Origin of the sequence: Planosporangium spinosum, assembly GCF_049999945.1 — a bacterium.
GTDB classification, from domain to species: Bacteria; Actinomycetota; Actinomycetes; order Mycobacteriales; family Micromonosporaceae; genus Planosporangium; species Planosporangium spinosum.
The window spans coordinates 177,936-199,238 of the sequence record NZ_JBLYUB010000010.1; the positions used below are offsets into that span (position 1 = coordinate 177,936).

The following is a 21,303-nucleotide window of genomic DNA, read 5'->3' on the forward strand; positions in this document are numbered from 1 at the left end:
TTGTCCGCCGATCGGCGGGGTCAGCGGTGGTCGGGGACCGGGACCGGCAGACCCTCGGCGGGGGCGACGACCGGAGGTTCGAGGTCGACGACCGGGGTGGTCCCGTCCGCGGCCGGGCCGTCGACCGGAGTGGCCAGCGCACCGGTCACGCCGGTCCCGGCGGGCGTGTCCTTGAACACGAACGTGCGGTAGGTCCAGAAGCGGAACAGGGTCGCGGCACAGATGCAGACCGTGGTCGTGATGTTGAACGCCAACCGGTCCTGCCGCTCGCTCATCCCGAAGCCGTACTTGAGCATGCCGGTGCCGGCGGACTGGATGAACAGCCCGACCAGGTTGACGGCGAAGAACAGGGTGTACTCGCGGCGTACCGCGCCACGCGGCCGGTCCTTGTACGTCCAGTGCCGGTTGGCCAGGTACGCGAGGTACGTCGTCACCAGCGTGGCGATGACCGTCGCCTTCACCGCGCCGATGATGATCAGCGCGTTGAAGATCAGGAAGTAGAGGACCAGGTTTCCCACACCGATCGCGGCGAAGGCGACGGCCTCGGGAGCCATCTGCCGCAGGCGTAGTGGCAGGAACCGGACAGGGCGCACCACGCTACTTTACGTTACCCGTCAAGGCATCGCGATCGGTGGCGGCCGGGAGTGAACCGGGTTACCTGCCCTCAAGTCCGGCGCCTGCCTTCATTACTTTACGTGACCGGAAGACGAACCTGCGGTAAGTCCAGAAGCGGAAGAGCGTGCCCCCGGCCATGCCCACCACGTTCCGCGCTGATCAGGTCGGCGAGCTGGCCGGTGAAGGCCGGCCGGACCCGGCCGCCGTCGGGGCCGGTTCGGCGCGGGACGTGCCGTGCACCGGCCGAGCGCACGACGCCGGTGCACGGGGCGACATGCCAGTGATGTACATCGATGGGCGTCGGCCACCGCCGCGGGGCGCCGTCGGCGACGGTCCGGCCGCATTCCTTTCAACTATTGCGTGAAACTGCTTAGTGACCGGGATAAACGCGCCGCATTGCGCGGGGCTCCGTAAAATTTCGATTCCTTGTGCAGTTTTTCACAAGCTGGCCTGGTGTCCTGACCTGCCTGCCGGTTTAACCTGAGGTCAACTTCCCGTACCCAATTTCCGCACCGTTTGCGTAAGCCCCCGCGCGTCAACGGTGCCTTATTCGGGTACGAGGTCAGAGTCGATAGCAAGGAGATGAGTGATGAGTGCTCCGGCCACCGTCCCGGGGCTCGACCGGGCCCCGACCTCCCACCCCCGGCTGCTGCGTTGGGTACGCGAAGTAGCCGAGCTGACGACTCCCGACCGGGTGGTCTGGTGCGACGGGTCCGACGCCGAGTGGAAGCGCCTGACTGACGAACTCGTCGAGGCCGGCACCCTGGTCCGCCTCAATGACGAACGCAAGCCCAACTCGTTCTGGGCCCGTACCGACCCCTCCGACGTCGCGCGCGTCGAGGAGCGCACGTTCATCTGCTCGGTGGACGAAGCCGACGCCGGCCCCACCAACAACTGGATGGCGCCGGCCGAGATGAAGCGCATCATGACCGAGCTGTACCGGGGCTGCATGCGCGGGCGCACGATGTACGTCATCCCGTTCTGCATGGGGCCGCTCAATGCCACCAACCCGATGTTCGGCGTCGAGATCACCGACAGCCCGTACGTCGTCGCGAGCATGAAGATCATGACCCGGATGGGTACCACGGTGCTCGAGGCCATGGGTGACGACGCCGACTTCGTGCCCGCGCTGCACTCGATCGGCGCACCGCTGGAGGCGGGGCAGGCCGACGTCGCCTGGCCGTGCAGCGAGACCAAGTACATCTCGCACTTCCCGGAGACCCGCGAGATCTGGAGCTACGGCTCCGGGTACGGCGGCAACTCGCTGCTCGGCAAGAAGTGCTACTCGCTGCGGATCGCCAGCGTCATGGCCCGCGACGAGGGCTGGCTCGCCGAGCACATGCTGATCCTCAAGCTCACCAGCCCGCAAGCGAAGGTCTACTACGTGGCGGCGGCGTTCCCGAGCGCCTGCGGCAAGACCAACCTCGCGATGCTGGAGCCCACCATTCCGGGGTGGAAGGTCGAGACGCTCGGCGACGACATCGCCTGGATGCGCTTCGGTCCGGACGGCCGGCTGTACGCGGTCAACCCGGAGTACGGCCTGTTCGGGGTCGCCCCCGGTACCGACTGGAAGACCAACCCGAACGCCATGCGCACCCTCGACCGGGGCAACTCGGTCTTCACCAACGTGGCGCTGACCGACGACGGCGACATCTGGTGGGAGGGCATGGGTTCCCCGCCGGCACACCTGACCGACTGGAAGGGCCGCGACTGGACGCCCGACTCGGGTGAGCTGTCGTCGCACCCGAACAGCCGCTTCTGCACGCCGATCACGCAGTGCCCGATCCTCGCCGACGAGTACTCCGACCCGCAGGGCGTACCGATCTCGGCGATCCTGTTCGGCGGCCGCCGCAAGACCACCATCCCGCTGGTCACCGAGGCCCGCGACTGGACGCACGGCGTGTACATGGGCGCCACCCTGTCGTCGGAGACGACCGCCGCGGCGGTCGGCCAGGTCGGCGTGGTCCGCCGCGACCCGATGGCGATGCTGCCGTTCATCGGCTACCACGGCGGCGACTACTTCGCCCACTGGATCGAGATGGGCAAGGGCGTCGACGGCGACGCCGCCAAGCTTCCCAAGATCTTCTACGTCAACTGGTTCCGCCGCGGCGACGACGGCCGGTTCCTGTGGCCCGGGTTCGGCGAGAACTCCCGGGTGCTGAAGTGGGTCGTGGAGCGCCTGGAGGGCCGCGGTGCGGCCGTCGAGACGCCGATCGGCTACGTACCCACGCCGGACGCTCTTGACGTGGACGGGCTGGACATCTCCGCCGATGACATCGCCGAGGTGCTGCGCGTCGACGCCGAGGAGTGGAAGGCAGAGGTACCGCAGGTCACCGAGTGGTTCGCCAAGTTCGGTGACAAGCTGCCGGGCGTGCTCTGGGCTGAGCTGGATGCGCTCAAGGCCCGCCTCGGCATGGAGTAGCAGGTCAGGGCCGTTATGACAGGCGTCCGTCACGGTGTGGAGAAGTCGTGGCGGACGCCTGTTCCTTTCGTGGTCCGGACTCGTCATCGTCTCGGAAGGTGGCTACTCTGCTCGCCGTGGGCCTGCGTGACCTGATCTACTCCCTGTACGAGCGTCGCCTGGCGGCCAAGCTGGTCGGCAAGCCGCACCCCCGACACGTCGGGGTGATGTGCGACGGTAACCGGCGGTGGGCCCGCGAGATGGGGTACATCGATCCCAACGACGGCCATCGGGTCGGCGCGGCCCGCATCCGAGAGCTGCTGCGCTGGTGCGACCAGGCCGGGGTGGAGCACGTCACGCTCTGGCTGCTGTCCACCGACAACCTCAGCCGCCCGGCCAGCGAGCTGGACCCGCTGTTGCAGATCATCGAGAACCTCGCCGCCGAGCTGGCCGAGGACGGCAACCCGTGGCGGCTGCACATGGTCGGCGCGCTGGACGTGCTGCCCGCGGCGCTCGCCGAGTCGCTCAAGGCGGCCGAGGAGCGCACCATCGGCCGCACCGGCGGGGCGCAGGTCAACATCGCGGTCGGGTACGGGGGCCGGCGCGAGATCGCCGACGCGGTCCGGTCGCTGCTGCACGAGCACGCGAAGCTGGGCACGCCGCTGGAGGAGCTCGCCGACACCCTCGAGGTCGACGACATCGCCGAGCACCTGTACACCAAGGGCCAGCCCGATCCCGACCTCATCATCCGTACCAGCGGCGAGCAGCGGATGTCCGGCTTCATGCTCTGGCAGAGCGCCCACTCGGAGTTCTACTTCTGCGACGCGTACTGGCCCGGCTTCCGGCGCGTCGACTTCCTGCGGGCGCTGCGCGAGTACGCCAACCGCCAGCGCCGCTTCGGGGCGTAGCTCGGATCGTGGACACGTGGACCGGTCATCGGCGGCCCACGTGTCCACGATCGGGGAGTTACAGCGCGGCTATCGCGGCGCGCAGGAACGGCGGTACCTCGGCCGGCCCGGACAGGCACAGGTCGGCGGCGGCGGCCACCTCCGCCCCGGTCTCCGGGTTGCCGACGGCCACCCGCACCCCCAGGAAGTCCGGGTGCGCCTCCTGGCGGTCGGCCAGCGCCCGGAACGCCGCGAGGTCGCCCAGGTCGTCACCGAAGTACCAGGCGCAGGAGAACCCTTCGATCTCCTCGGCCACGACGCTGCCCTTGTCGCGCTGGACCGCCGGCTTCAGCTCGATCACCATCCGGCCCTCCTGCTCGCGCAGGCCGTACCGGCCGGCCTGCTCCTGTGCCCAGGCGTGCACGGTGTCGCGCAGCTCGGGCGCCGACCGGTAGTGCAGCGCCACGGACAGCCGCTTGTACTCCACCAGTACCTCGCCGGGTAGCTCCCGCTCGGCGCGCCGGGCCAGCTCGGCCACCCCGTCGGCGTAGGGCAGCGCCGGGGGATAGGTGACCGTCCGGCCGGGCACGTACTGGCTCTCCAGGCCGTACAGGCCGTGCAGGGTCACCGGGACGTCGGGGAAGCGGCTGCGCAGGAAGTCCACGGGGCGGGCGGACACCAGGCTCACGCTCTTCACGGCGGCGGCCAGGTCGGCGATGACGTCGAGGACGCCCGGCGCGAGCTGGACGGCGTCGGGATCGTCCTGGATCGGTGCGAGTGTGCCGTCGAAATCGAAGAAGAACACGGAGCTGTCGGCGCGCTCCGCAGTGGCCGAGAGCGCCTGGTCGACGGTCAGGGCCTGCTGGTCGGGGTCGCCGGGGGTACTCCGCTGGCCGCAGCGTCCGGGTGCGGTGTCGAGGGCTGCCATTCCCTCAGCCTAGAAGTACATTTCGGGCCCCCAGCAGCCGTGGTGGATGAGTGAGTCATGAACTCTTGACGTGTCACCGCTGGCCGAAACCGCTCACGCCGCCTACCTTCTCTCATGTGGACCGGGGTCTTCCCGGGCCACCCGGGAGGCCCGGAATAGTGCGTGAGCTGCCACGGGGCCAACACCCGCCCCCGTGCCGGGCAACGGACGGCTGCCGAATGTGGGCGCCGGGGTGACGCCCGCCGGGAGTTGCCTCGTGACCGAACGACCCCGCTCCACCAAGAACGCCTCCGCCTCGTCGACCGGCCGCACGTCGGCTTCGGCGGGGCGGTCCCGTACCTCCCGCCGTACCGGTACGACCGCCGACGGCGAGGGCGACCCAGCGCGCCGTACCTTCGTCCTCGACACGTCCGTCCTGCTCTCCGACCCCGGCGCGTTCCTGCGCTTCGCCGAGCACGAGGTCGTCATCCCGCTGGTGGTGATCTCCGAGCTGGAGGGCAAGCGACACCACCCCGAGCTGGGGTACTTCGCCCGCCGCTCGCTGCGCTTCCTCGACGAGCTGCGGGTCAAGCACGGGCGGCTCGACGAGGCGCTGCCGGTGACCGACCTGGGCGGGACGCTCCGGGTGGAGCTCAACCACGCCGACCCCGACGTCCTGCCGCCCGGCTTCCGAGCGGAGACCAACGACGCCCGGATCCTGTCGGTCGCGCTGGGCCTCTCCCGGGAGGGTCGGAATGTGACCTTGGTCACCAAGGACATGCCACTGCGGGTGAAGGCCGCCTCCGTGGGGCTCGCGACCGACGAGTACCGGCACGGCCAGGCCGCCGACCCGACCTGGACCGGCATGGCCGAACTGCCGATCTCCGACGACCAGGTGGCCCGGCTGTACGCCGGCGAGACGGTCGAGCTGGACGGCGCCGGTGCGCTGCCCTGCCACACCGGCCTGGTCCTGCACTCCGGCAGCGGTTCCGCGCTCGGCCGGGTCGGTCCGGACAAGTCGGTCCGGCTGGTCCGCGGCGACCGGGAGGCGTTCGGGGTACGGGGCCGCTCGGCGGAGCAGCGGATCGCGCTGGACGTGCTGCTGGACGACTCGGTGGGCATCGTGTCGCTGGGTGGCCGCGCCGGTACCGGCAAGTCGGCCCTGGCCCTGTGTGCCGGGCTGGAGCAGGTGATGGAGCGGCGCAAGCACAAGAAGGTGATCGTGTTCCGGCCGCTGTACGCCGTCGGTGGTCAGGACCTGGGCTACCTGCCGGGCAGCGAGGCGGAGAAGATGTCGCCGTGGGGCCAGGCGGTCTACGACACGCTCGGTGCGCTGGTGCACGAGAATGTCATGGAGGAGGTCGCCGCGCGGGGCATGCTCGAGGTGCTTCCGCTGACCCACATTCGTGGCCGCAGCCTGCACGACGCGTTCGTCATCGTGGACGAGGCGCAGTCGCTGGAGCGCGGGGTCCTGCTCACGGTGCTCTCCCGGATCGGCCAGAACTCCCGGGTGGTGCTCACGCACGACGTGGCGCAGCGCGACAACCTGCGGGTGGGCCGGCACGACGGGGTCGCGGCGGTGATCGAGGTACTCAAGGGGCATCCGATGTTCGCCCACGTGACCCTGACCCGGTCCGAGCGCTCGCCCATCGCGGAGGTCGTGACGAACCTGCTGGAGGATCTCCCGTTCGATACCGATTAGTCGGTTTTGTCGCGTGAGCTGGCTCACAACGACGCGGCTCCGGTTAGCCCTCGCGGCAGATCTACGCGAGGGTAGCCGGCGGTGCACGGCATCGAGCCGCGGTGATCGCCGCGTTCCGCGGGGGTCACCCGAACGGTTGCCGGACGGGTCCGGGTCGGTTGCAAGACGACCCGCCCGTCCGACCGTGGCGCCGCCCACATGCGGCGCCACCAGCGGTAACGTGCCCGCAAGTTGTCCCGTGACGAAGGGAACCGCTCGTGGTCCGGTTGTGGCACCGGGTCGGCGTCTTCCGGATACTCTCGGCCGCCGTCCTCGTCCTCGGCGTGGTGGCAGCGGCGCAGGTGAGCGCCGAGCGCCAGGCGCAGCAGCGGCTCCAGCGGGCCGCCCAACTCGCCCAGGTGGCACAGGACGAGCAGCGGGAACTGGAGGCCGAGCGGTCCCGGGTCTCCGCCGTCTCCCGGGCCACCCAGCGCGAGGCGCAGGAGAAGGCGGACGCCGCCGCCTCCGCCGCCGCCGACCAGGCGAAGGCCGCCCAGGACGCGGCGCGCCGCAAGGGACTGGTCAAGACCAGCCCGTCGGCGTCCGCCTCGCCGAGCACCTCGCCGTCCAAGGCGGCCCCCTTCGGCCCGATCCCCGCCTCCTGCTCCGAGTACACCGGCAACGTCGCGATCGGCTGCGCCCTCATGCTCGACGCCGGCTTCGGGCTCGACCAGATGCCCTGCCTGAAGAACCTGTGGATGAAGGAGAGCGGCTGGCGCGAGACCGCCGGCAACGTCAGCCGCGCCTACGGCATCCCCCAGTCCAACCCGGGATCGAAGATGTCGGTGTACGGTGCCGACTGGAAGACCAACCCGGCCACCCAGATCAAGTGGGGCCTGAACTACATCAAGACCAAGTACCGGACGCCCTGCGGCGCCTGGTCGAACTTCCAGTCCAAGGGCTACTACTAGGACCGGCCGCGACTACTAGGACCGGCCGCGACGCGGTCGGTGGCGGTCGGGTGCGCCACCGGCGGTACCACGGGGGAATGATGGCAGACCGCGCGCCCACGTCGATGTCCGGGAGCCGCGACGACGACCCGGACCGGTTCGGTAGCGACTCGTTCTACTCCTCCATCGGCCGGGCGTTCGTCGCGATGTGCGCGTTCGTACCCCTGCTGTTCCTGGTCCAGTTCGTGAACCGGCTCACGGGTGACCGCCTCCAGCGCGACGGCGGCATCCAGCCCCATGCGCTGCAGGGCCTCGACGGGGTGGTGCTGGCCCCGTTCCTGCACGCCAGCTTCGAGCACGTGACCGCCAACAGCGTGCCGCTGATCCTGCTCGGCACGTTCGTGCTCGCGTCCGGTACCCGCCGGTTCCTCGCCGCCACGGTGTTCATCGCGATCGCCAGCGGGCTCGGCGTGTGGCTGGTCGGCGACCCCCGGACCGTCATCGTAGGCGCCAGCGGGGTCATCTTCGGGTACTTCGGCCTGCTGGTCGTGCGCGGTGTGGTCGAGCGGTCCTGGTGGAACGTCGCGGTCGCGCTGCTGATCGCCCTGCTGTACGGCTGGCAACTGGTCGGGGTGCTGCCGGTGGTCGAGTCGAACATCTCGTGGCAGGGGCACCTGTGCGGGCTCGTGGCCGGGATGGTGGCGGCGGTGCTGTTCCGGCGCCGCCGGCCGCGCCGGGCGGTACCGGCCGACGGTGACGATCTGACCCTGCCCATTTCCTGAAATCCCGATAACGCGCGGGTGAGTGCCGTTGCGCCCGGGGAAGGGTGGCCGTACGTTCGAGGTCATCGCCCCGACGTGCGAGGAGCCGTCCCATGCGCGAGATCGACGTGGCCATCGTGGGTGCCGGCCCCACCGGGCTGTTCGCCGCGTACTACGCGGGCTTCCGGGGGCTCTCGGTGGCGGTCATCGACGCGCTGCCCGAGCCGGGCGGTCAGGTCTCGGCGATGTACCCGGAGAAGGTCATCTACGACGTCGCGGGCTTCCCCGCGATCAGGGGTCGGGAACTGGTCGCCAACCTGGTCGCACAGGCCGCCGCGTTCGGTCCGGAGTACCTGTTGAACACCCGGGCCGAGGACCTGTCGTACGCCGACGACGGCCGCCCGGTGATCCGGCTGTCGACCGGCGAGTCGCTGCGCTGCGGCGCCATCATCATCACCGGGGGACTGGGCAGCTTCACCGCCCGCCCGCTGCCCGCGGCCGCCGGGTTCACCGGCGCCGGCGTGCTCTACTTCGTCCCGCACCTCGACGACCTGGCCGGGCACGACGTCGTCATCGTGGGTGGCGGTGACTCCGCATTCGACTGGGCCCTGTCGCTGCACCCGATCGCCCGGTCGGTCACGCTGGTCCACCGCCGGGACAAGTTCCGGGCGCACGCCGCCACCGTCGCGAAGGTCCAGGCCCTGGGCGTACCGTTGATCGTCAACGCCGAGCTGGCCAAGATCCGGGGCAACGAGCGGGTCGAGGGCGTGGACGTGACGATCCGTGGCGGCGAGACCCGCGAGCTGCCGGCCGACACTGTGGTGGCGGCGCTCGGCTTCACCGCCGACCTCGGTCCCCTCGCGAGCTGGGGGCTCGACCTCGACCGGCGGCACATCCTGGTGGACTCGACCACGGCCACGAACCTGCCGCGGGTGTTCGCCGCGGGCGACATCAGCGAGTACCCGGGGAAGGTCCGGCTGATCGCCACCGGGTTCGGGGAGGCGGCGACGGCCGTCAACAACGCCGCCGTCGCGGTCGACCCGGCCGCGCACCTGTTCCCGGGCCACTCGTCCGACAACGGGTGACTCCCGGCGATCGTGGACAGGTGAGCCCGCCTCACCGGTCCACCTGTCCGTGATCGCGGGAGAACGGATACCGTGACGGCTGTGCAGCCTGGCGTACCCGAGTCGTTGTGGCTCGTGGAGTCCCTGCTCAACTCCGTCGACACCGAAAGCGGGCAGGACGATCTGGACGCGCTCCCGCGCTTCCGGCGGTGGCTGCGCGACCACGGCCGGGCCGCCGCCGCGGACGCCGCGACCGAGGCGGACCTGACCGCCGCCCGTGACCTGCGCGGCGCCCTTCGCGACGAGCTGGCCGGCCGGGGCGACCGGTCCCGGCTGGACCGGCTGGCGGCCGGGATCGGCCTCGTCGCCCGGTTCGCCCCGGACGGCGGGATCGGCCTGGCGCCGATCGGCACCGGTGTACCGGCGGTGCTGGGGGAGGTGCTGGCCGCTGTCGTCCGGGCCGCGCACGAGGGCACCTGGCGCCGGCTGAAGATCTGCTCGTCGCGGGCGTGCCGGTACGTGTACTACGACCGGTCCAAGAACGGCTCGCGGCGCTGGTGCTCGATGGAGGTCTGCGGCAACCGCAGCAAGACCCGGGCGTACCGGGAACGGGTCAGGCCAGCACGTACCGCCAACCCTCCCGCCAGTTGAACGAGATTTTCGAGAGCCGCCGGGGCGGCTCGGCGATGCGGCGGCGCCACGGCGTCAGTCTGGCAGCCCGACCAGTCGCGCGACCGCCCTCATCTGGTACCCGAAGAACGTCTCCCGGTCCGCGATCACGTTGTTGAGCTGGCCGAACAGCTCGAAACTGACCGCGCCGAACAGCTGCAGCCAGGCGGCCATGCCGCGGGCCATCAGCGTGGGCGGCACGTCGGTCGTGATCGCCGCGGCGACCGCCGCCAGCTCGGGGTGCAGGGCCGCGGGTACCGGTTCGCCCCGCTCGGCCGGCAGCGCGCCGGTCCGGAAGCCGTCAGCCAGCAGCCGCCCGATGAGGATCGGGATGCGGCTGGCCGGGGGGACCGTGTCGACGGGTGCGGTGTAGCCCGGCACCGGGCTGCCGTAGATCAGCGCGTACTCGTGCGGGTGGGCGAGTCCCCACTCCCGCACGGCGGTGCAGGTCGCCAGCCAGCGGCCGAGCAGGTCGGCGCGGTCGACCGCGGCCTCGGCCCGCTCGGCGGCGGTGCCGACCGCGTCGTACGCGTCGACGATGAGCGCGGTCAGCAGGTCGTCGCGGCTGGCGAAGTAGCGGTAGATCGCCGACGACACCATGCCCAGGTCGCGGGCGACCGCGCGCAACGAGAGGTTGGCCCCGTCCGCGGCGAGGTGCCGGCGGGCGGTGGACTTGATCTCCTCGATCATCTCGGCGCGGACGCGGGCACGGAGGGAAGCGGCGGTCATGGCGTCCAGTCTTACACAAATGTCGGAGCATCGTCATGTTTCGAGAGCACTGCTCTTGACGAATCGCCGGTGCACGTGAGATCGTCTCTCGCAACAGAGAGCGGTGCTCTAGAAGGAGAACGCAAATGTCGCTTCACGTCGTCGTCGGCGCCGGTCCGGTCGGCACCAGCGTCGCCAACCTCCTCGCCGACGAGGGCGAGCAGGTCCGCCTCGTCACCCGCAGCGGCAGCGGCCCGGTGCGCCCCGGCATCGAACTGGTCGCCGCCGACGCCGCCGACGCGGCGCGGCTGCGGGAGCTGACCACCGGCGCGGCCGCCCTGTACAACTGCGCCAACCCGCCGTACCACCGCTGGCGCACCGACTGGCCGCCGCTCGCGGAGTCGATGCTGCGCGCCGCCGAGGACACCGGCGCCGTCCTCGCCATCACCGGCAACCTGTACGGGTACGGGCAGGTGAACGCCCCGATGACCGAGGAGACCCCGCTCGCCGCGACGACCCGCAAGGGCCGGGTGCGGATCGTCATGTGGCGCGACGCCCTCGCTGCCCACCGGGCGGGGCGGGTACGGGTGACGGAGGTACGCGGCTCCGACTACATCGGTGCCCGGGCCGCGTCCATCTTCTCGGCGGTCATCCTGCCCGCCGCCGCGAAGGGCCGGACCGCCTGGGCGCCGGTCGACCTCGACGCGCCGCACAGCTGGACCTACACCGGCGACATGGCGCGGATGCTGATCACCGCCGCCCGTGACGAGCGGGCCTGGGGTCGCGCGTGGCACGCGCCGACCAACCCGGCGCTGACGGTCCGCGAGCTGGCACAGCGGTACTTCCGGGTGGCCGGGCGCCCCGGCGTCAAGGTGGCCAGCCTGCCGCGGGCCACGCTGTACCTGCTCGCCCCGTTCAACCCGTTCGTTCGGGAACTGATCGAGATGGACTACCAGTTCCGCGCGCCGTTCGTGCTCGACTCGTCCGCGGCGACCCGGACGTTCGGGCTGACCGCGACCCCGCTCGACGAGGCGCTCGTCGAGGTCGCGGCGTCCGCCACGGCGTGACCGGGTGATCGGTGCGGGGCCGGGGCCGGGGACGTGCTCGGCGCGGGCCGCGGTCAGTGCGGGACCGGGGAGGTGCTCGGTGCGGGCCGCGGTCAGTGCGGCCGGCGCCGGGCGGGCACCGCGGCGATGCCGACGGCGACCAGCGTGAGCGCGATGCCCACCAGCGTGGTGGCTTCCGGTCCACCGGTGCGACCGGGAGCCAGGTAGTCGAGCAGGGCGGCCGCCACCAGCTGGCCGGCGATGTTGGCCAGGCCCAGCAGCAGGACGCCGGTCCAACGGACCACGGACGCCGAGACCGCGATGAACGCGATACCGATCAGCCCACCCACGTACAGCCACGGCTCGTGCGGCAGGGTGCCGCTCGGCCAGCCCCGGACAGCCACGTCGACCGCGAACGTGAGCAGCAGCGCCGCCATCCCGGCGGAGAAGTTGACCAGGGTCGCGGGCAGGGCCGCCCCGGCGAACTGGCGTACCCGGCCGTTGACCGCCTGCTGCCAGGAGGTACCGACCCCGGCCAGCGCCGGCAGCACGGCCAGGGCCAGCAGGCTCGGGTTGCCGAACTTGCTGGAGACGGCCACCAGGACGGCGGCCACGGTCAGGACCGCCCCGACCACCCGCGGCACGGTGAGCGCGTGGCGCCCGGTCGGGCCCAGCCCCAACCGGTCCACGGCGAGGCTGCTGATCGACTGGCCGGCGACGACCGCGACGGTGAACACCGCGACGCCGATGGCGGTCACTGTGATCCCCTGGCTCAGCACGAGCAGTGCCCCGCAGGTGCCTCCCAGCAGTTGCCACCAGCGCAGACCACCGGTACGGACGGCGCCGCGAACCGCTGCCGCACCCCGCCGTACCCCCGGCAGCAGCACGGCCAGGGCGGCCAGGATCACCAGGCCGACGCCGAACGACACGACCGCGGCTGCGATGCCGTCGTGCAGGCGGGTGCCCAGCTCGCCGTTGATCCGGGACTGGAGCGCCACCAGCGCTCCGCACACCAGCGCTGCGGTCATGCCGAGGGCGCGCTGGGTGCCGGTGGGGGCTGCGGCGACCCTCGCGGTCGGGGCCTCGGTGGCGGTGGCGGGCGGGTACTGCGAAGTCGTCACACTGAGTCTTCCCCGCGACCGGCACCATGAGCCGCGATTGGTCGTCGATCCCCGGGCGCCGGAGCGCCGGGCGCCCGCCTCAGGCGCGGTCGATCGGCGAACCGTCGAAGTCGACCACCGAGTACAGGTTGAGCTTCTCCAGCCGATGGTAAGAGTCAATCACCCGGATTGTCCCGCTTTTCGACCGCATGACGATCGACTGGGTGTAGGCGCCTCCGGAACGGTAACGCACACCGCGGAGCAGATCACCGCTGGTCACGCCGGTCGCACAGAAGAAGATGTTTTCGCCCTTGACAAGGTCGTCGGTGGTCAGGACCCGGTCGAGATCGTGCCCGGCGGCCAGCGCCTTCTCCCGCTCGGCCGCGTCGCGCGGCCACAGCTTGGCCTGCATCGCCCCGCCCATGCACTTGAGCGCGCAGGCCGCGATGATGCCCTCCGGGGTGCCGCCGATGCCGATCAGCATGTCGACCTCGCTGGCGTCCCGGGCCGCGCTGATCGCTCCCGCGACGTCGCCGTCGGAGATGAACCGGATCCGGGCGCCGGTCTGGCGGATCTCGTGCACGATCTTCTCGTGGCGGGGCCGGTCCAGGACGCAGACCGTCACGTCGGAGACGTTGCCCCGCTTGGCCTTCGCGACCCGGCGGAGGTTCTCGGCGATCGGCGCGTTGATGTCGATCACGTCGGCGGCCTCCGGGCCGACCGCGAGCTTCTCCATGTAGAAGACCGCGCTGGGGTCGAACATCGCGCCGCGCTCGGTGACAGCCAGGACAGCCAGCGCGTTGGGCATACCCTTGCTCATCAGCGTCGTACCGTCGATCGGGTCAACCGCCACGTCGACCTCGGCGCCGGTACCGTCGCCGACCTGCTCGCCGTTGTACAGCATCGGGGCGTTGTCCTTCTCGCCCTCGCCGATCACGACCACGCCGCGCATCGGTACGGAGTTGATCAGGCGGCGCATGGCGTCGACGGCCGCGCCGTCGCCGCCTTCCTTGTCGCCGCGGCCGACCCAGCGTCCGGCGGCCATTGCCGCGGCTTCGGTGACCCGCACGAGGTCGAGAGCCAGGTTACGGTCCGGCTCCTGGGGCGTGCGGACGGGCGTGCCATTCGTTCCGGTCATGCGGCGCCTCCTGGTCCATGGGCGGCTGCGATGCCGCAATCCTGGCAGATCGTAGGAGTGAACGCTCGTTCGGGTGGCCCGGGTCGGCTAGCCGGGTCGGGCATCAGGGAGGATGGAACCGTGCAGACCGCCAGCCCCACGGCACCGCCCCGGCGCGCCGGCCGTACGCCCCGCGACATGGTGCTGTCCCTGCTTGTCCTTTTGGTGCCGATCATAGTCCTATTGGGTGTCTACCGGTTCCTCGGCGGGGAGAGCCCGACCGTGGTGGACCCGTCCTCCGCGTACGCCGACGCCCGCGCCTCCAAGGCCTTCCCGGTGGCCGAGGCGTCCCCGCCCGCCGGTTGGCAGCCGGTCAGCTCGGCGTTCCGCCGCAGCGACGCCGGCGCCGTACTGCGCGTCGGGTTCCGCAGCCCCAGCGGCGGCACCGCCCAACTGGTCGAGAGCAACGTGAGTGCGGGCGCGCTGGTCACCGCCGAACTGGGCACCGACGCCCGCGACGAGGGCGGTGCCCGGCTGGACGGACACGAGTGGCGCCGCTACACCGCGCCCGGTGGCGACCGGGCACTGGTGCTCAGCCAGCAGGACAGGACCATGATCGTGGTGGGACACGCGAGCGACACCGAACTCACCCAGCTCGCGACGTCCCTGCACTGAGCGGCGCCCCTGCCGCGGCGGCACCTCCGCCGGCACCTCCGCCGTAGGGGGCGCCGGCGCCGTTGCGGTGTTGCAGCGCGCGGCGGTCGACCCGCCGACCGGCGAGCCGACCGCCGCGTTGTCACTCCGCCCGGGCGGGTCCGGTGCTGTTACTCGGCCCGGGCGTGTCCGGTGCTGTTACTCGGCCTGGGCGCGGGCCGCGTCGAGCCGGGCCCGCGCCTGGTCGAGCCACTGCTGACACACGGCCGCGAGCTGCTCGCCGCGTTCCCACAGCGCCAGCGACTCCTCGAGCGTGCTGCCGCCCGCCTCGAGCTTCTCCACCACCGCCGCGAGCTCGGCCCGCGCCTGCTCATAGCTCATCTCAGGGGTACTCATGACGCTGTCACCCTACGGGAGATGAAAACGATCTCGTCGATCGTGTGGAACCCGGCGCGCCGGTAGATGCGGGCCACGGGTTCGCTCTCCGGGGTCAGGAACACGAACCGTGCCCCGGCCCGGTGCGCCTCGGCCGTCAGGTACGCCGTGATCGCGGCCGCGATGCCCCGCCGCCGGAACGCCGGCCGTACGCCGAAGCCGGCCAGCTCACCCACGCCGTCGGAGATCGGGGTGCAGATACCGCCGCCGGCCGGTTCGCCGGTGGCCCCGTCGCGGGCGACGACGGCCAGGCCGCCCGCCGAAAGCTGCCGCCGGGCGCTCGCCACGTCGGCGTCGGTCGGGGGCTCCGGCTCGTCGTACGCCTCCTGCTGCGCGGCGAGCATGTCCCGCAGGTCCCGGTCGGTCACGGGGGCGACCAGTTCGATCCCGGCCGGTACCGGCAGGGGCGTCGCCTCGCCGTCCGCGCAGCTCATGACCGGGAGCCGGTCGTCGACGGTGAAACCGCCCGCGAGCAGCGCCGGCTCGACGTCCGGGGCGAGCTTGGGCAGGTACTCCAGCCGCGGGATGCGCTCGCGGCGGGCGTACGCGTCGGCCAGCGCGGCGACGTCGGCCGCGGAAGGCTGCGCGCCGGCGTCGGGGATGGCGTAGTTGAGGAACGGGTTGGTGCTGTGCCGGGAGAACGTGGCCAGGAACGGGCCGACCTGTTCGGTGTCGCGGCCGGCGGCCGCGGTCCGGCGGATGTACTCCTGGATGAGAGCGGACACTTCTGCTCGTCGCCTTTCAAGAGTCTTCAAGGGGGTGCACAGCCCGTCGCCACGCGTACGGGCCGGAGTTGGCGCTCGCGGTGCCTGGAGGCAGCGCGGTGCTTTGAAGGAGCGCGGCGCTCAGCAGCAGACAGCGGCGCCGGGACCGAGGCGCGTCTGCATTGGCATCCCCTTGGTACGTGCCACGACCGACTCTCGGGCGTGCCGGGGATTCTTTCACGATTGCGGCGCCGGCCGCAGCGAATTGACGATCGCGCCGCCGGTCGCGGTGAACGCGACCTGCCCGGTCGCGGTGAGTTCTCAGTCCTCGGCCGTCGCGGCCAGTTCGCCGCCGGCGAGCCGGACCCGCAGCCGATCACCCTTGGCGACCTGGTCGGGTGCCCGGACCACCGCGCCGTCGGGCAGTTGCACGATGGCGTACCCGCGCTGCAGCGTCGCCGCCGGGGACAGTGCCCGCAGCCGGGCGAGGGTGTGCGCCAACTCGCCGTCGGCGCGGTCGAGGCGGTGACCCAGGCAGCGGGTACCGCGCTCGCGCAGTGCGCGGACCTCGGCCTCCCGCTGGTCGACCATGGCCGCCTGCGGCCGGGCGAGGACCGGCCGGCTGCGGACCGCGTCGAGCCGCTGCTGCTCGCGGTCGAGCAGGTGGCCGACCCGGCGCCGGAGCCGCTGGCGGGCCTGGTCGATCAGGCGTACCTCCTCGGCGAGGTCGGGTACGACCCGTTTGGCGGCGTCGGTCGGCGTGGACGCGCGGAGGTCGGCGACGTAGTCGACCAGGGGCGTGTCCGTCTCGTGGCCGATGGCGGAGACGACCGGGGTCCGGCAGGCGAACACCGCCCGGCACAGCGCCTCGTCGGAGAACGGCAGCAGGTCCTCGACCGAGCCGCCGCCACGGGCCAGCACGATCACATCGACGGTCTCGTCGGCGTCGAGGACGGCCAGGGCGTCGAGGATCTGCGGTACGGCAGCCGCGCCCTGGACAGCGACGTTGACGATCCGGAAGTCGATGGACGGCCAGCGGCGGCGGGCGTTCTCCCGTACGTCCCGCTCCGCGGCGCTGGCCCGGCCGGTGATCAGTCCGATCCGCCGGGGCAGGAACGGCAGCGGGCGCTTACGCGCCCGGTCGAACAGGCCCTCCGCGCGCAGCAACTTCTTCAGGTGCTCGATGCGGGCCAGCAGCTCACCGACGCCGACCTGGCGGATCTCGTCGGCGCGCAGGCTGAGCGTGCCCCGGCCGGGATAGAAGTCGGGCTTGGCGTGGACGACGATGCGGGCGCCGTCGACCAGGTTGGGCGCGCCCGCGTCGAGGACGTCCCGGTTGGTGGTGACGGTGAGGCTCAGGTCGGCGGATGGGTCACGCAGCGTCAGGAAGACGGTACTGGCGCCGGGTCGCCGGCTGATCTGCGCGACCTGCCCGTCCACCCACACCCAGCCCAGCTTCCCGATCCAGGCGGCGATCTTCTGGCTGACCACCCGTACCGGCCACGGCTGCTCCGGCGTCGTCGGCGGCGCGCTCGCCGTGGTGGCCGGTTCGCTCACTGCTTCCCCCGCTCGTGGTGCTGCCTGGGCTGCTGGTCCGCCGGTCAGCTTACGGGTGGCCCGACTCACGCAACCGGCTAACCACGGGTTCGGGCCGGTTAACCACGGCCTCGTACGATGGTCGGGTGACCGAGACCCCCAAGCGCGTCCTGCTCGCCAAGCCTCGTGGTTACTGCGCCGGCGTGGACCGTGCCGTGCAGACGGTCGAGGAGGCGCTGAAGCTCTACGGCCCGCCGATCTATGTGCGCAAGGAGATCGTGCACAACCGGCATGTGGTCGCGACGCTCCAGGCCAAGGGAGCGATCTTCGTGGAGGAGAACGAGGAGGTCCCGGAGGGGTCGACCGTCGTCTTCTCCGCCCACGGCGTGGCGCCGGAGGTGCACGAGCAGGCGAAGGGGCGGTCGCTGAAGGCGATCGACGCGACCTGCCCGCTGGTGACCAAGGTCCACCAGGAGGCCCGCCGCTTCGCGGCCGCCGACTACGACATCCTGCTGATCGGGCACGAAGGCCACGAAGAGGTCATTGGTACCACCGGCGAGGCCCCCGAGCACATCCAGCTCATCGACGGTCCGGACGCGGTCGACACGGTGACCGTGCGGGACCCCTCGAAGGTGGTCTGGCTGTCGCAGACGACGCTGTCTGTGGACGAGACGCTGGAGACGGTGGACCGCCTCAAGCGCAAGCTGCCGCTGCTGGTATCGCCGCCCAGCGATGACATCTGCTACGCCACGTCGAACCGCCAGGAGGCCGTCAAGACGATGGCGCCGGAGTGCGACGTGGTGATCGTCGTCGGCTCGGTGAACTCGTCGAACTCTCAGCGCCTGCGGGAGGTGGCCGTCGACGCCGGGGCGAACGCCGCATACCTGATCGACTTCGCCCGCGAGATCCGCGACGAGTGGCTCGACGGTGTGTCGACCGTGGGTCTGACGTCCGGGGCCTCGGTACCTGACGAGCTGGTCATGGAGGTCCTCGACTTCCTGGCGGAGCGCGGCTTCGCGGAGGTGACCGAGGTGACCACGGCGGACGAGAAGCTGACCTTCTCGCTGCCGCAGGAGCTGAAGCGGGACATGAAGGCCGCCGCGTCGGCCGCCCAGGGCTGACCCGGGGACCGCGCCAGGACGCCCAGGGCTGAACCGGGACCGCGCCAGGACGCCCCGTGCCCCAAGATCCGTGCGCCAAGATCCGTGCCCCAAGATCCGTGCGCCAAGATCCGTGCAATGTCGCGAACATTGCTGCTTCGGCGGGCTCCGAAGCAGCAATACGGGCGACATTGCGCGGATCTTGAGCGTGGGCGCGGCGCGGATGTCGGGAGCCCCGGAAGATCAGGCGGCCGGGGGCTCGCCGTGACGGTCGTCGTGGCGGGCTTCTTCGCGGCGCAGGTCGGCCAGCAGCGACGCGTACTCGCTGTCGACCAGTTCCGGCGCCTGTAGCTGCCGGGGCGTCACCTCGATCTGGCCGGGCGCCGCCAGCTCCTCGGACGACACGCCCAGCTCGCCCAGGCGCCGCGCGCTGACCAGTACTCGCGCCTCCAGCGACCCGACCGCCTTGTTGTACGCGGTGACGGCGCTCCCCAGCGAGGTACCGACCTTCGCGAGGTGGTCGCCCATCGTCGACAGCCGGGCGTACAGCTCCTTGCCGAGGGTGTGCACGGCGAGCGCGTTGCGCGCCAGCGACTCCTGGCGCCACGCGTACGCGATCGTGCGCAGCAGCGCGACCAGCGTCGCCGGGGTGGCCAGGACGACGTTGCGGGCGAACGCGTGCTCCAGCAGCGCCGGGTCGCGTTGCAGCGCGGCGTCCAGGAACGGGTCGGCCGGCATGAACAGCACCACGAACTCGGGCGTCGGCTCGAACGCCGACCAGTACGACTTGGCGGACAGGGCGTCGACGTGCGCCCGTACGTGTTTGGCGTGCGCGGCGAGGTGGGTGTTCCGGGTGGCCTCGTCGCGCGCCTCCATCGCCGACAGGTACGCATCGAACGGCGCCTTGGCGTCGACCACCACCTGGCGGCCACCGTGCAGGCGGACCACCAGGTCGGGCCGGATCCCACGGCTGTCGGTGGCCGCCGACACCTGCTCGGAGAAGTCGCAGTGCTCCAGCATCCCGGCCGCCTCGACGATGCGGCGCAGCTGGTGCTCGCCCCAGCGGCCGCGTACCTGCGGCGCCCGCAGCGCCGCCACCAGCTGCCGGGTCTCGGTCCGCAGCTCACCCGAGACCTCGGACATGCCGCGCACCTGCTCGCGCAGCGCTTCGTACGCGCCGACCCGTTCGCGCTCCAGTTCGGCGACGCGCTGCTCGTACCGGAGCAGGGCCTCCCGCAGCGGTGCGACGGCGTCCGCGACCGCGTCCTGGGTCTGCGCGCTGGCCTCGTAGCTGAGCGCGCGCAGCGACTGCTCGAGCCGCGCCTCGCCCTCCCGGGTGGCCTTCAGCGTGGCGTCGAGCCGTGCGATGTCGGCGGCCGACCGGGAACGTGCCACCAGCCAGCCGAGTGCCGTACCGACGAGGAGACCGACGAGAAGAAGGAGAAGCGCCACGATCGACAGCATGCCGCAGTCGGGTGCGAGACGCGTGTAGGTACCGTCTTAATTATGGGTTGGGTCCTGTTCGGGTTGCTCATCCTCGGCTTAGTGGGGGTCCTCGTGGTTTTCTCGTTCTTCGGGCGCAAGCGGCGGGCGCAGGAGCTCGCGGACGCGCGGGAGGAGGCCTTGCGCTGGTACGAGCGGCTCGGCGGCCAGATCATGAACCTGTCCGGCGGCGACGACCCGGCGGTGAGGCAGGCCCTGGTCGACGCCGGGGAGCGCTACAACGCCGCCGGCGCCCAGCTCGACCGGGCCACCACCACCAAGCAGTACGAGTTGGCGCGCGAGACGGCCCTCGAAGGGCTGTCCTACGTGCGGGCGGCCCGCACCGCGATGGGGATCGACCCGGGACCGGAGCTTCCGCCGCTGGCCGGCCAGCGCGCGGCCGGCGCGCTCACCAAGGAGCGCGAGGTCGACGTGCAGGGCCAGCACATCAAGGCCGGGCCGCGACCGGGCCACGACACGCCGTACTACTACCCGGGCGGCATGGTGGGTGGCCGTCCCGTACCGGCAGGCTGGTACTCCCAGCCGCTGTGGAAGACCGCGCTGGTCGCCGGTGCCGGCGCTGTCGGCACCATGTTGCTCTTCGATGCGCTGTTCAGCCCGTCGTGGGCCGACCCCGGCTACGACGCCGGCTTCACGCAGGGGCTGGAGTACGCCGACCAGCACGGCTGGGACCCCGGCGGGGACGGTGGATACGACGCCGCGGGCGACTTTGGCGGTGACTGGGGCGGCGGCGACTTCGGCGGTGACTGGGGCGGCGGCGACTTCGGTGACTTCGGCGGCGACTTCTGACGCCGGTCGACTGACCCGATGGCCCGGTTGTCCACAGCCGGAAAACGGTCGTTGTGCGCCGAGCGCGGGTGGCGCACAGTCGGTTGTCGTGGTCACCGTGTCGTGGCAGCCGGAGCTGGCGTGGTCGCCGAACCCGGCGGCGCCGTCGGGTGAACTGTCGCCGGAGTCAGGTGAACTGTCGCCGGAGCTGGCGGGCGCCGTCCTGGCGGCGCAGGAGGGCATCGTCCACCGCGATCAACTTGTCGTTCTCGGTGTCCCGCGGGCCACTCTGCGGAGTTGGCTGCGGACCGGCCGCTGGGACGAGGTGCTCCCGTCGGTGTACGCGTCGTTCCGCGGCCCGCTCGACCACCGGCAGCGCCTGCTCGCCGGGTGCCTGTACGCCGGCCGCGGGGCGGTGCTCACCGGCCGGGCGGCGCTGCGGTGGCACGGCGTGCGTCACCTGCCCCACGACCCGTTCGTGCGGGTACTCGTCCCGCATGAACGGCAGGTACGGTCGGCCGCGTTCGTCCGGGTGCACCGCACCCGCCGGCCGGTCGTGCCGGTCCCGTACGCCCGGCCGGTCGTGCCGGTCCCGTACCTGAGGCTCGCGGTGCCGGTCCCGGTCTGCCCGCTCGACCGGGCCGTGGCGGACGCCGGCCGGTGGTGCCGCGACCTGAGCGAGCTGCGGGCGCTGGTC

21 protein-coding genes are annotated in these 21,303 nt (G+C 71.6%); 11 read left to right on the forward strand and 10 right to left on the reverse strand.

The window, feature by feature from the left end; genetic code table 11:
- Positions 1–20: 20 nt before the first annotated feature.
- Positions 21–596 carry a GtrA family protein gene (locus ACNTMW_RS16075; RefSeq protein ID WP_426634400.1) on the reverse strand — a complete coding sequence of 192 codons (576 nt, stop codon included), beginning with the start codon at positions 594–596 and terminating at the stop codon, positions 21–23.
- Between the two features lie 608 nt (positions 597–1,204).
- Here ACNTMW_RS16075 and ACNTMW_RS16080 point away from each other — a divergent pair.
- Positions 1,205–3,037 (forward strand): phosphoenolpyruvate carboxykinase (GTP), encoded by a 1,833-nt coding sequence (locus ACNTMW_RS16080; RefSeq protein ID WP_426634401.1) that lies wholly within the window; start codon positions 1,205–1,207, stop codon positions 3,035–3,037.
- A gap of 116 nt (positions 3,038–3,153) precedes the next feature.
- Entirely contained in the window at positions 3,154–3,924 is a 771-nt protein-coding gene (locus tag ACNTMW_RS16085) for an isoprenyl transferase (protein ID WP_426634457.1), read from the forward strand.
- Positions 3,925–3,982: 58 nt separating this feature from the next.
- On the opposite strand, the gene otsB is transcribed toward ACNTMW_RS16085, so the two are convergent.
- Positions 3,983–4,831 (reverse strand): trehalose-phosphatase, encoded by an 849-nt coding sequence (gene otsB / locus ACNTMW_RS16090; protein ID WP_426634403.1) that lies wholly within the window; start codon positions 4,829–4,831, stop codon positions 3,983–3,985.
- 256 nt (positions 4,832–5,087) lie between these two features.
- Here otsB and phoH2 point away from each other — a divergent pair, with 256 nt between their 5' ends.
- The 5 genes from phoH2 to ACNTMW_RS16115 all read left to right on the forward strand — a co-directional run bounded on the left by phoH2 (position 5,088) and on the right by ACNTMW_RS16115 (position 9,917).
- On the forward strand, positions 5,088–6,512 hold the full coding sequence (gene phoH2, locus ACNTMW_RS16095) for an RNA 5'-3' helicase PhoH2 (RefSeq protein WP_426634404.1): 1,425 nt from the start codon (positions 5,088–5,090) through the stop codon (positions 6,510–6,512).
- A 257-nt stretch (positions 6,513–6,769) separates the two neighbouring features.
- Positions 6,770–7,462: an aggregation-promoting factor C-terminal-like domain-containing protein gene (locus ACNTMW_RS16100; RefSeq protein ID WP_426634406.1), complete on the forward strand. Its 693-nt coding sequence runs from the start codon at positions 6,770–6,772 to the stop codon at positions 7,460–7,462.
- A gap of 80 nt (positions 7,463–7,542) precedes the next feature.
- Complete coding sequence (locus tag ACNTMW_RS16105) at positions 7,543–8,223, forward strand: rhomboid family intramembrane serine protease (RefSeq protein ID WP_426634458.1); 681 nt, start codon at positions 7,543–7,545, stop codon at positions 8,221–8,223.
- A 92-nt stretch (positions 8,224–8,315) separates the two neighbouring features.
- Positions 8,316–9,287, forward strand: a complete 972-nt coding sequence (locus ACNTMW_RS16110; RefSeq protein WP_426634408.1) for an NAD(P)/FAD-dependent oxidoreductase — start codon at positions 8,316–8,318, stop codon at positions 9,285–9,287.
- 81 nt (positions 9,288–9,368) lie between these two features.
- Entirely contained in the window at positions 9,369–9,917 is a 549-nt protein-coding gene (locus ACNTMW_RS16115; protein ID WP_426634409.1) for a CGNR zinc finger domain-containing protein, read from the forward strand.
- Positions 9,918–9,971: 54 nt separating this feature from the next.
- On the opposite strand, the gene ACNTMW_RS16120 is transcribed toward ACNTMW_RS16115, so the two are convergent.
- Positions 9,972–10,664 carry a TetR/AcrR family transcriptional regulator gene (locus ACNTMW_RS16120; RefSeq protein WP_426634410.1) on the reverse strand — a complete coding sequence of 231 codons (693 nt, stop codon included), beginning with the start codon at positions 10,662–10,664 and terminating at the stop codon, positions 9,972–9,974.
- 125 nt (positions 10,665–10,789) lie between these two features.
- Between ACNTMW_RS16120 and ACNTMW_RS16125 the strand changes: the two genes are divergently transcribed.
- Complete coding sequence (locus ACNTMW_RS16125) at positions 10,790–11,710, forward strand: NAD-dependent epimerase/dehydratase family protein (RefSeq protein ID WP_426634411.1); 921 nt, start codon at positions 10,790–10,792, stop codon at positions 11,708–11,710.
- A 92-nt stretch (positions 11,711–11,802) separates the two neighbouring features.
- Here the strand turns inward: ACNTMW_RS16125 and ACNTMW_RS16130 are convergent, their stop codons facing one another.
- Together ACNTMW_RS16130 and glpX are read right to left on the reverse strand one after the other, a co-directional pair.
- Positions 11,803–12,717, reverse strand: coding sequence for a DMT family transporter (locus tag ACNTMW_RS16130; RefSeq protein ID WP_426634459.1), 915 nt, complete (start codon positions 12,715–12,717; stop codon positions 11,803–11,805).
- A 172-nt stretch (positions 12,718–12,889) separates the two neighbouring features.
- The gene (gene glpX / locus ACNTMW_RS16135; protein ID WP_426634413.1) at positions 12,890–13,927 is read right to left on the reverse strand and encodes a class II fructose-bisphosphatase; all 1,038 of its coding nucleotides are present in this window, start codon (positions 13,925–13,927) and stop codon (positions 12,890–12,892) included.
- A 120-nt stretch (positions 13,928–14,047) separates the two neighbouring features.
- Between glpX and ACNTMW_RS16140 the strand changes: the two genes are divergently transcribed.
- A complete protein-coding gene (locus tag ACNTMW_RS16140; protein WP_426634415.1) occupies positions 14,048–14,581 on the forward strand; it encodes a DUF4245 domain-containing protein in 534 nt (177 codons plus the stop codon).
- Between the two features lie 177 nt (positions 14,582–14,758).
- Here the strand turns inward: ACNTMW_RS16140 and ACNTMW_RS16145 are convergent, their stop codons facing one another.
- From ACNTMW_RS16145 to xseA, 3 genes are all read right to left on the reverse strand, one after another.
- Positions 14,759–14,956, reverse strand: coding sequence for an exodeoxyribonuclease VII small subunit (locus ACNTMW_RS16145; RefSeq protein ID WP_426634417.1), 198 nt, complete (start codon positions 14,954–14,956; stop codon positions 14,759–14,761).
- Positions 14,953–15,720 (reverse strand): GNAT family N-acetyltransferase, encoded by a 768-nt coding sequence (locus ACNTMW_RS16150; protein WP_426634419.1) that lies wholly within the window; start codon positions 15,718–15,720, stop codon positions 14,953–14,955. The genes ACNTMW_RS16145 and ACNTMW_RS16150 overlap by 4 nt, the downstream gene beginning before the upstream one ends.
- 300 nt (positions 15,721–16,020) lie before the next feature.
- Entirely contained in the window at positions 16,021–17,256 is a 1,236-nt protein-coding gene (gene xseA, locus ACNTMW_RS16155) for an exodeoxyribonuclease VII large subunit (RefSeq protein WP_426634421.1), read from the reverse strand.
- A 125-nt stretch (positions 17,257–17,381) separates the two neighbouring features.
- Here xseA and ACNTMW_RS16160 point away from each other — a divergent pair, with 125 nt between their 5' ends.
- On the forward strand, positions 17,382–18,356 hold the full coding sequence (locus ACNTMW_RS16160) for a 4-hydroxy-3-methylbut-2-enyl diphosphate reductase (protein ID WP_426634422.1): 975 nt from the start codon (positions 17,382–17,384) through the stop codon (positions 18,354–18,356).
- A 222-nt stretch (positions 18,357–18,578) separates the two neighbouring features.
- On the opposite strand, the gene ACNTMW_RS16165 is transcribed toward ACNTMW_RS16160, so the two are convergent.
- The gene (locus ACNTMW_RS16165) at positions 18,579–19,787 is read right to left on the reverse strand and encodes a DNA recombination protein RmuC (RefSeq protein ID WP_426634424.1); all 1,209 of its coding nucleotides are present in this window, start codon (positions 19,785–19,787) and stop codon (positions 18,579–18,581) included.
- Between the two features lie 54 nt (positions 19,788–19,841).
- On the opposite strand from ACNTMW_RS16165, the gene ACNTMW_RS16170 reads away from it, so the two are divergent.
- Positions 19,842–20,627 (forward strand): hypothetical protein, encoded by a 786-nt coding sequence (locus tag ACNTMW_RS16170; protein ID WP_426634426.1) that lies wholly within the window; start codon positions 19,842–19,844, stop codon positions 20,625–20,627.
- Between the two features lie 166 nt (positions 20,628–20,793).
- Here the strand turns inward: ACNTMW_RS16170 and ACNTMW_RS16175 are convergent, their stop codons facing one another.
- Positions 20,794–21,105 carry a hypothetical protein gene (locus ACNTMW_RS16175; RefSeq protein ID WP_426634427.1) on the reverse strand — a complete coding sequence of 104 codons (312 nt, stop codon included), beginning with the start codon at positions 21,103–21,105 and terminating at the stop codon, positions 20,794–20,796.
- Positions 21,106–21,303: the final 198 nt, after the last annotated feature.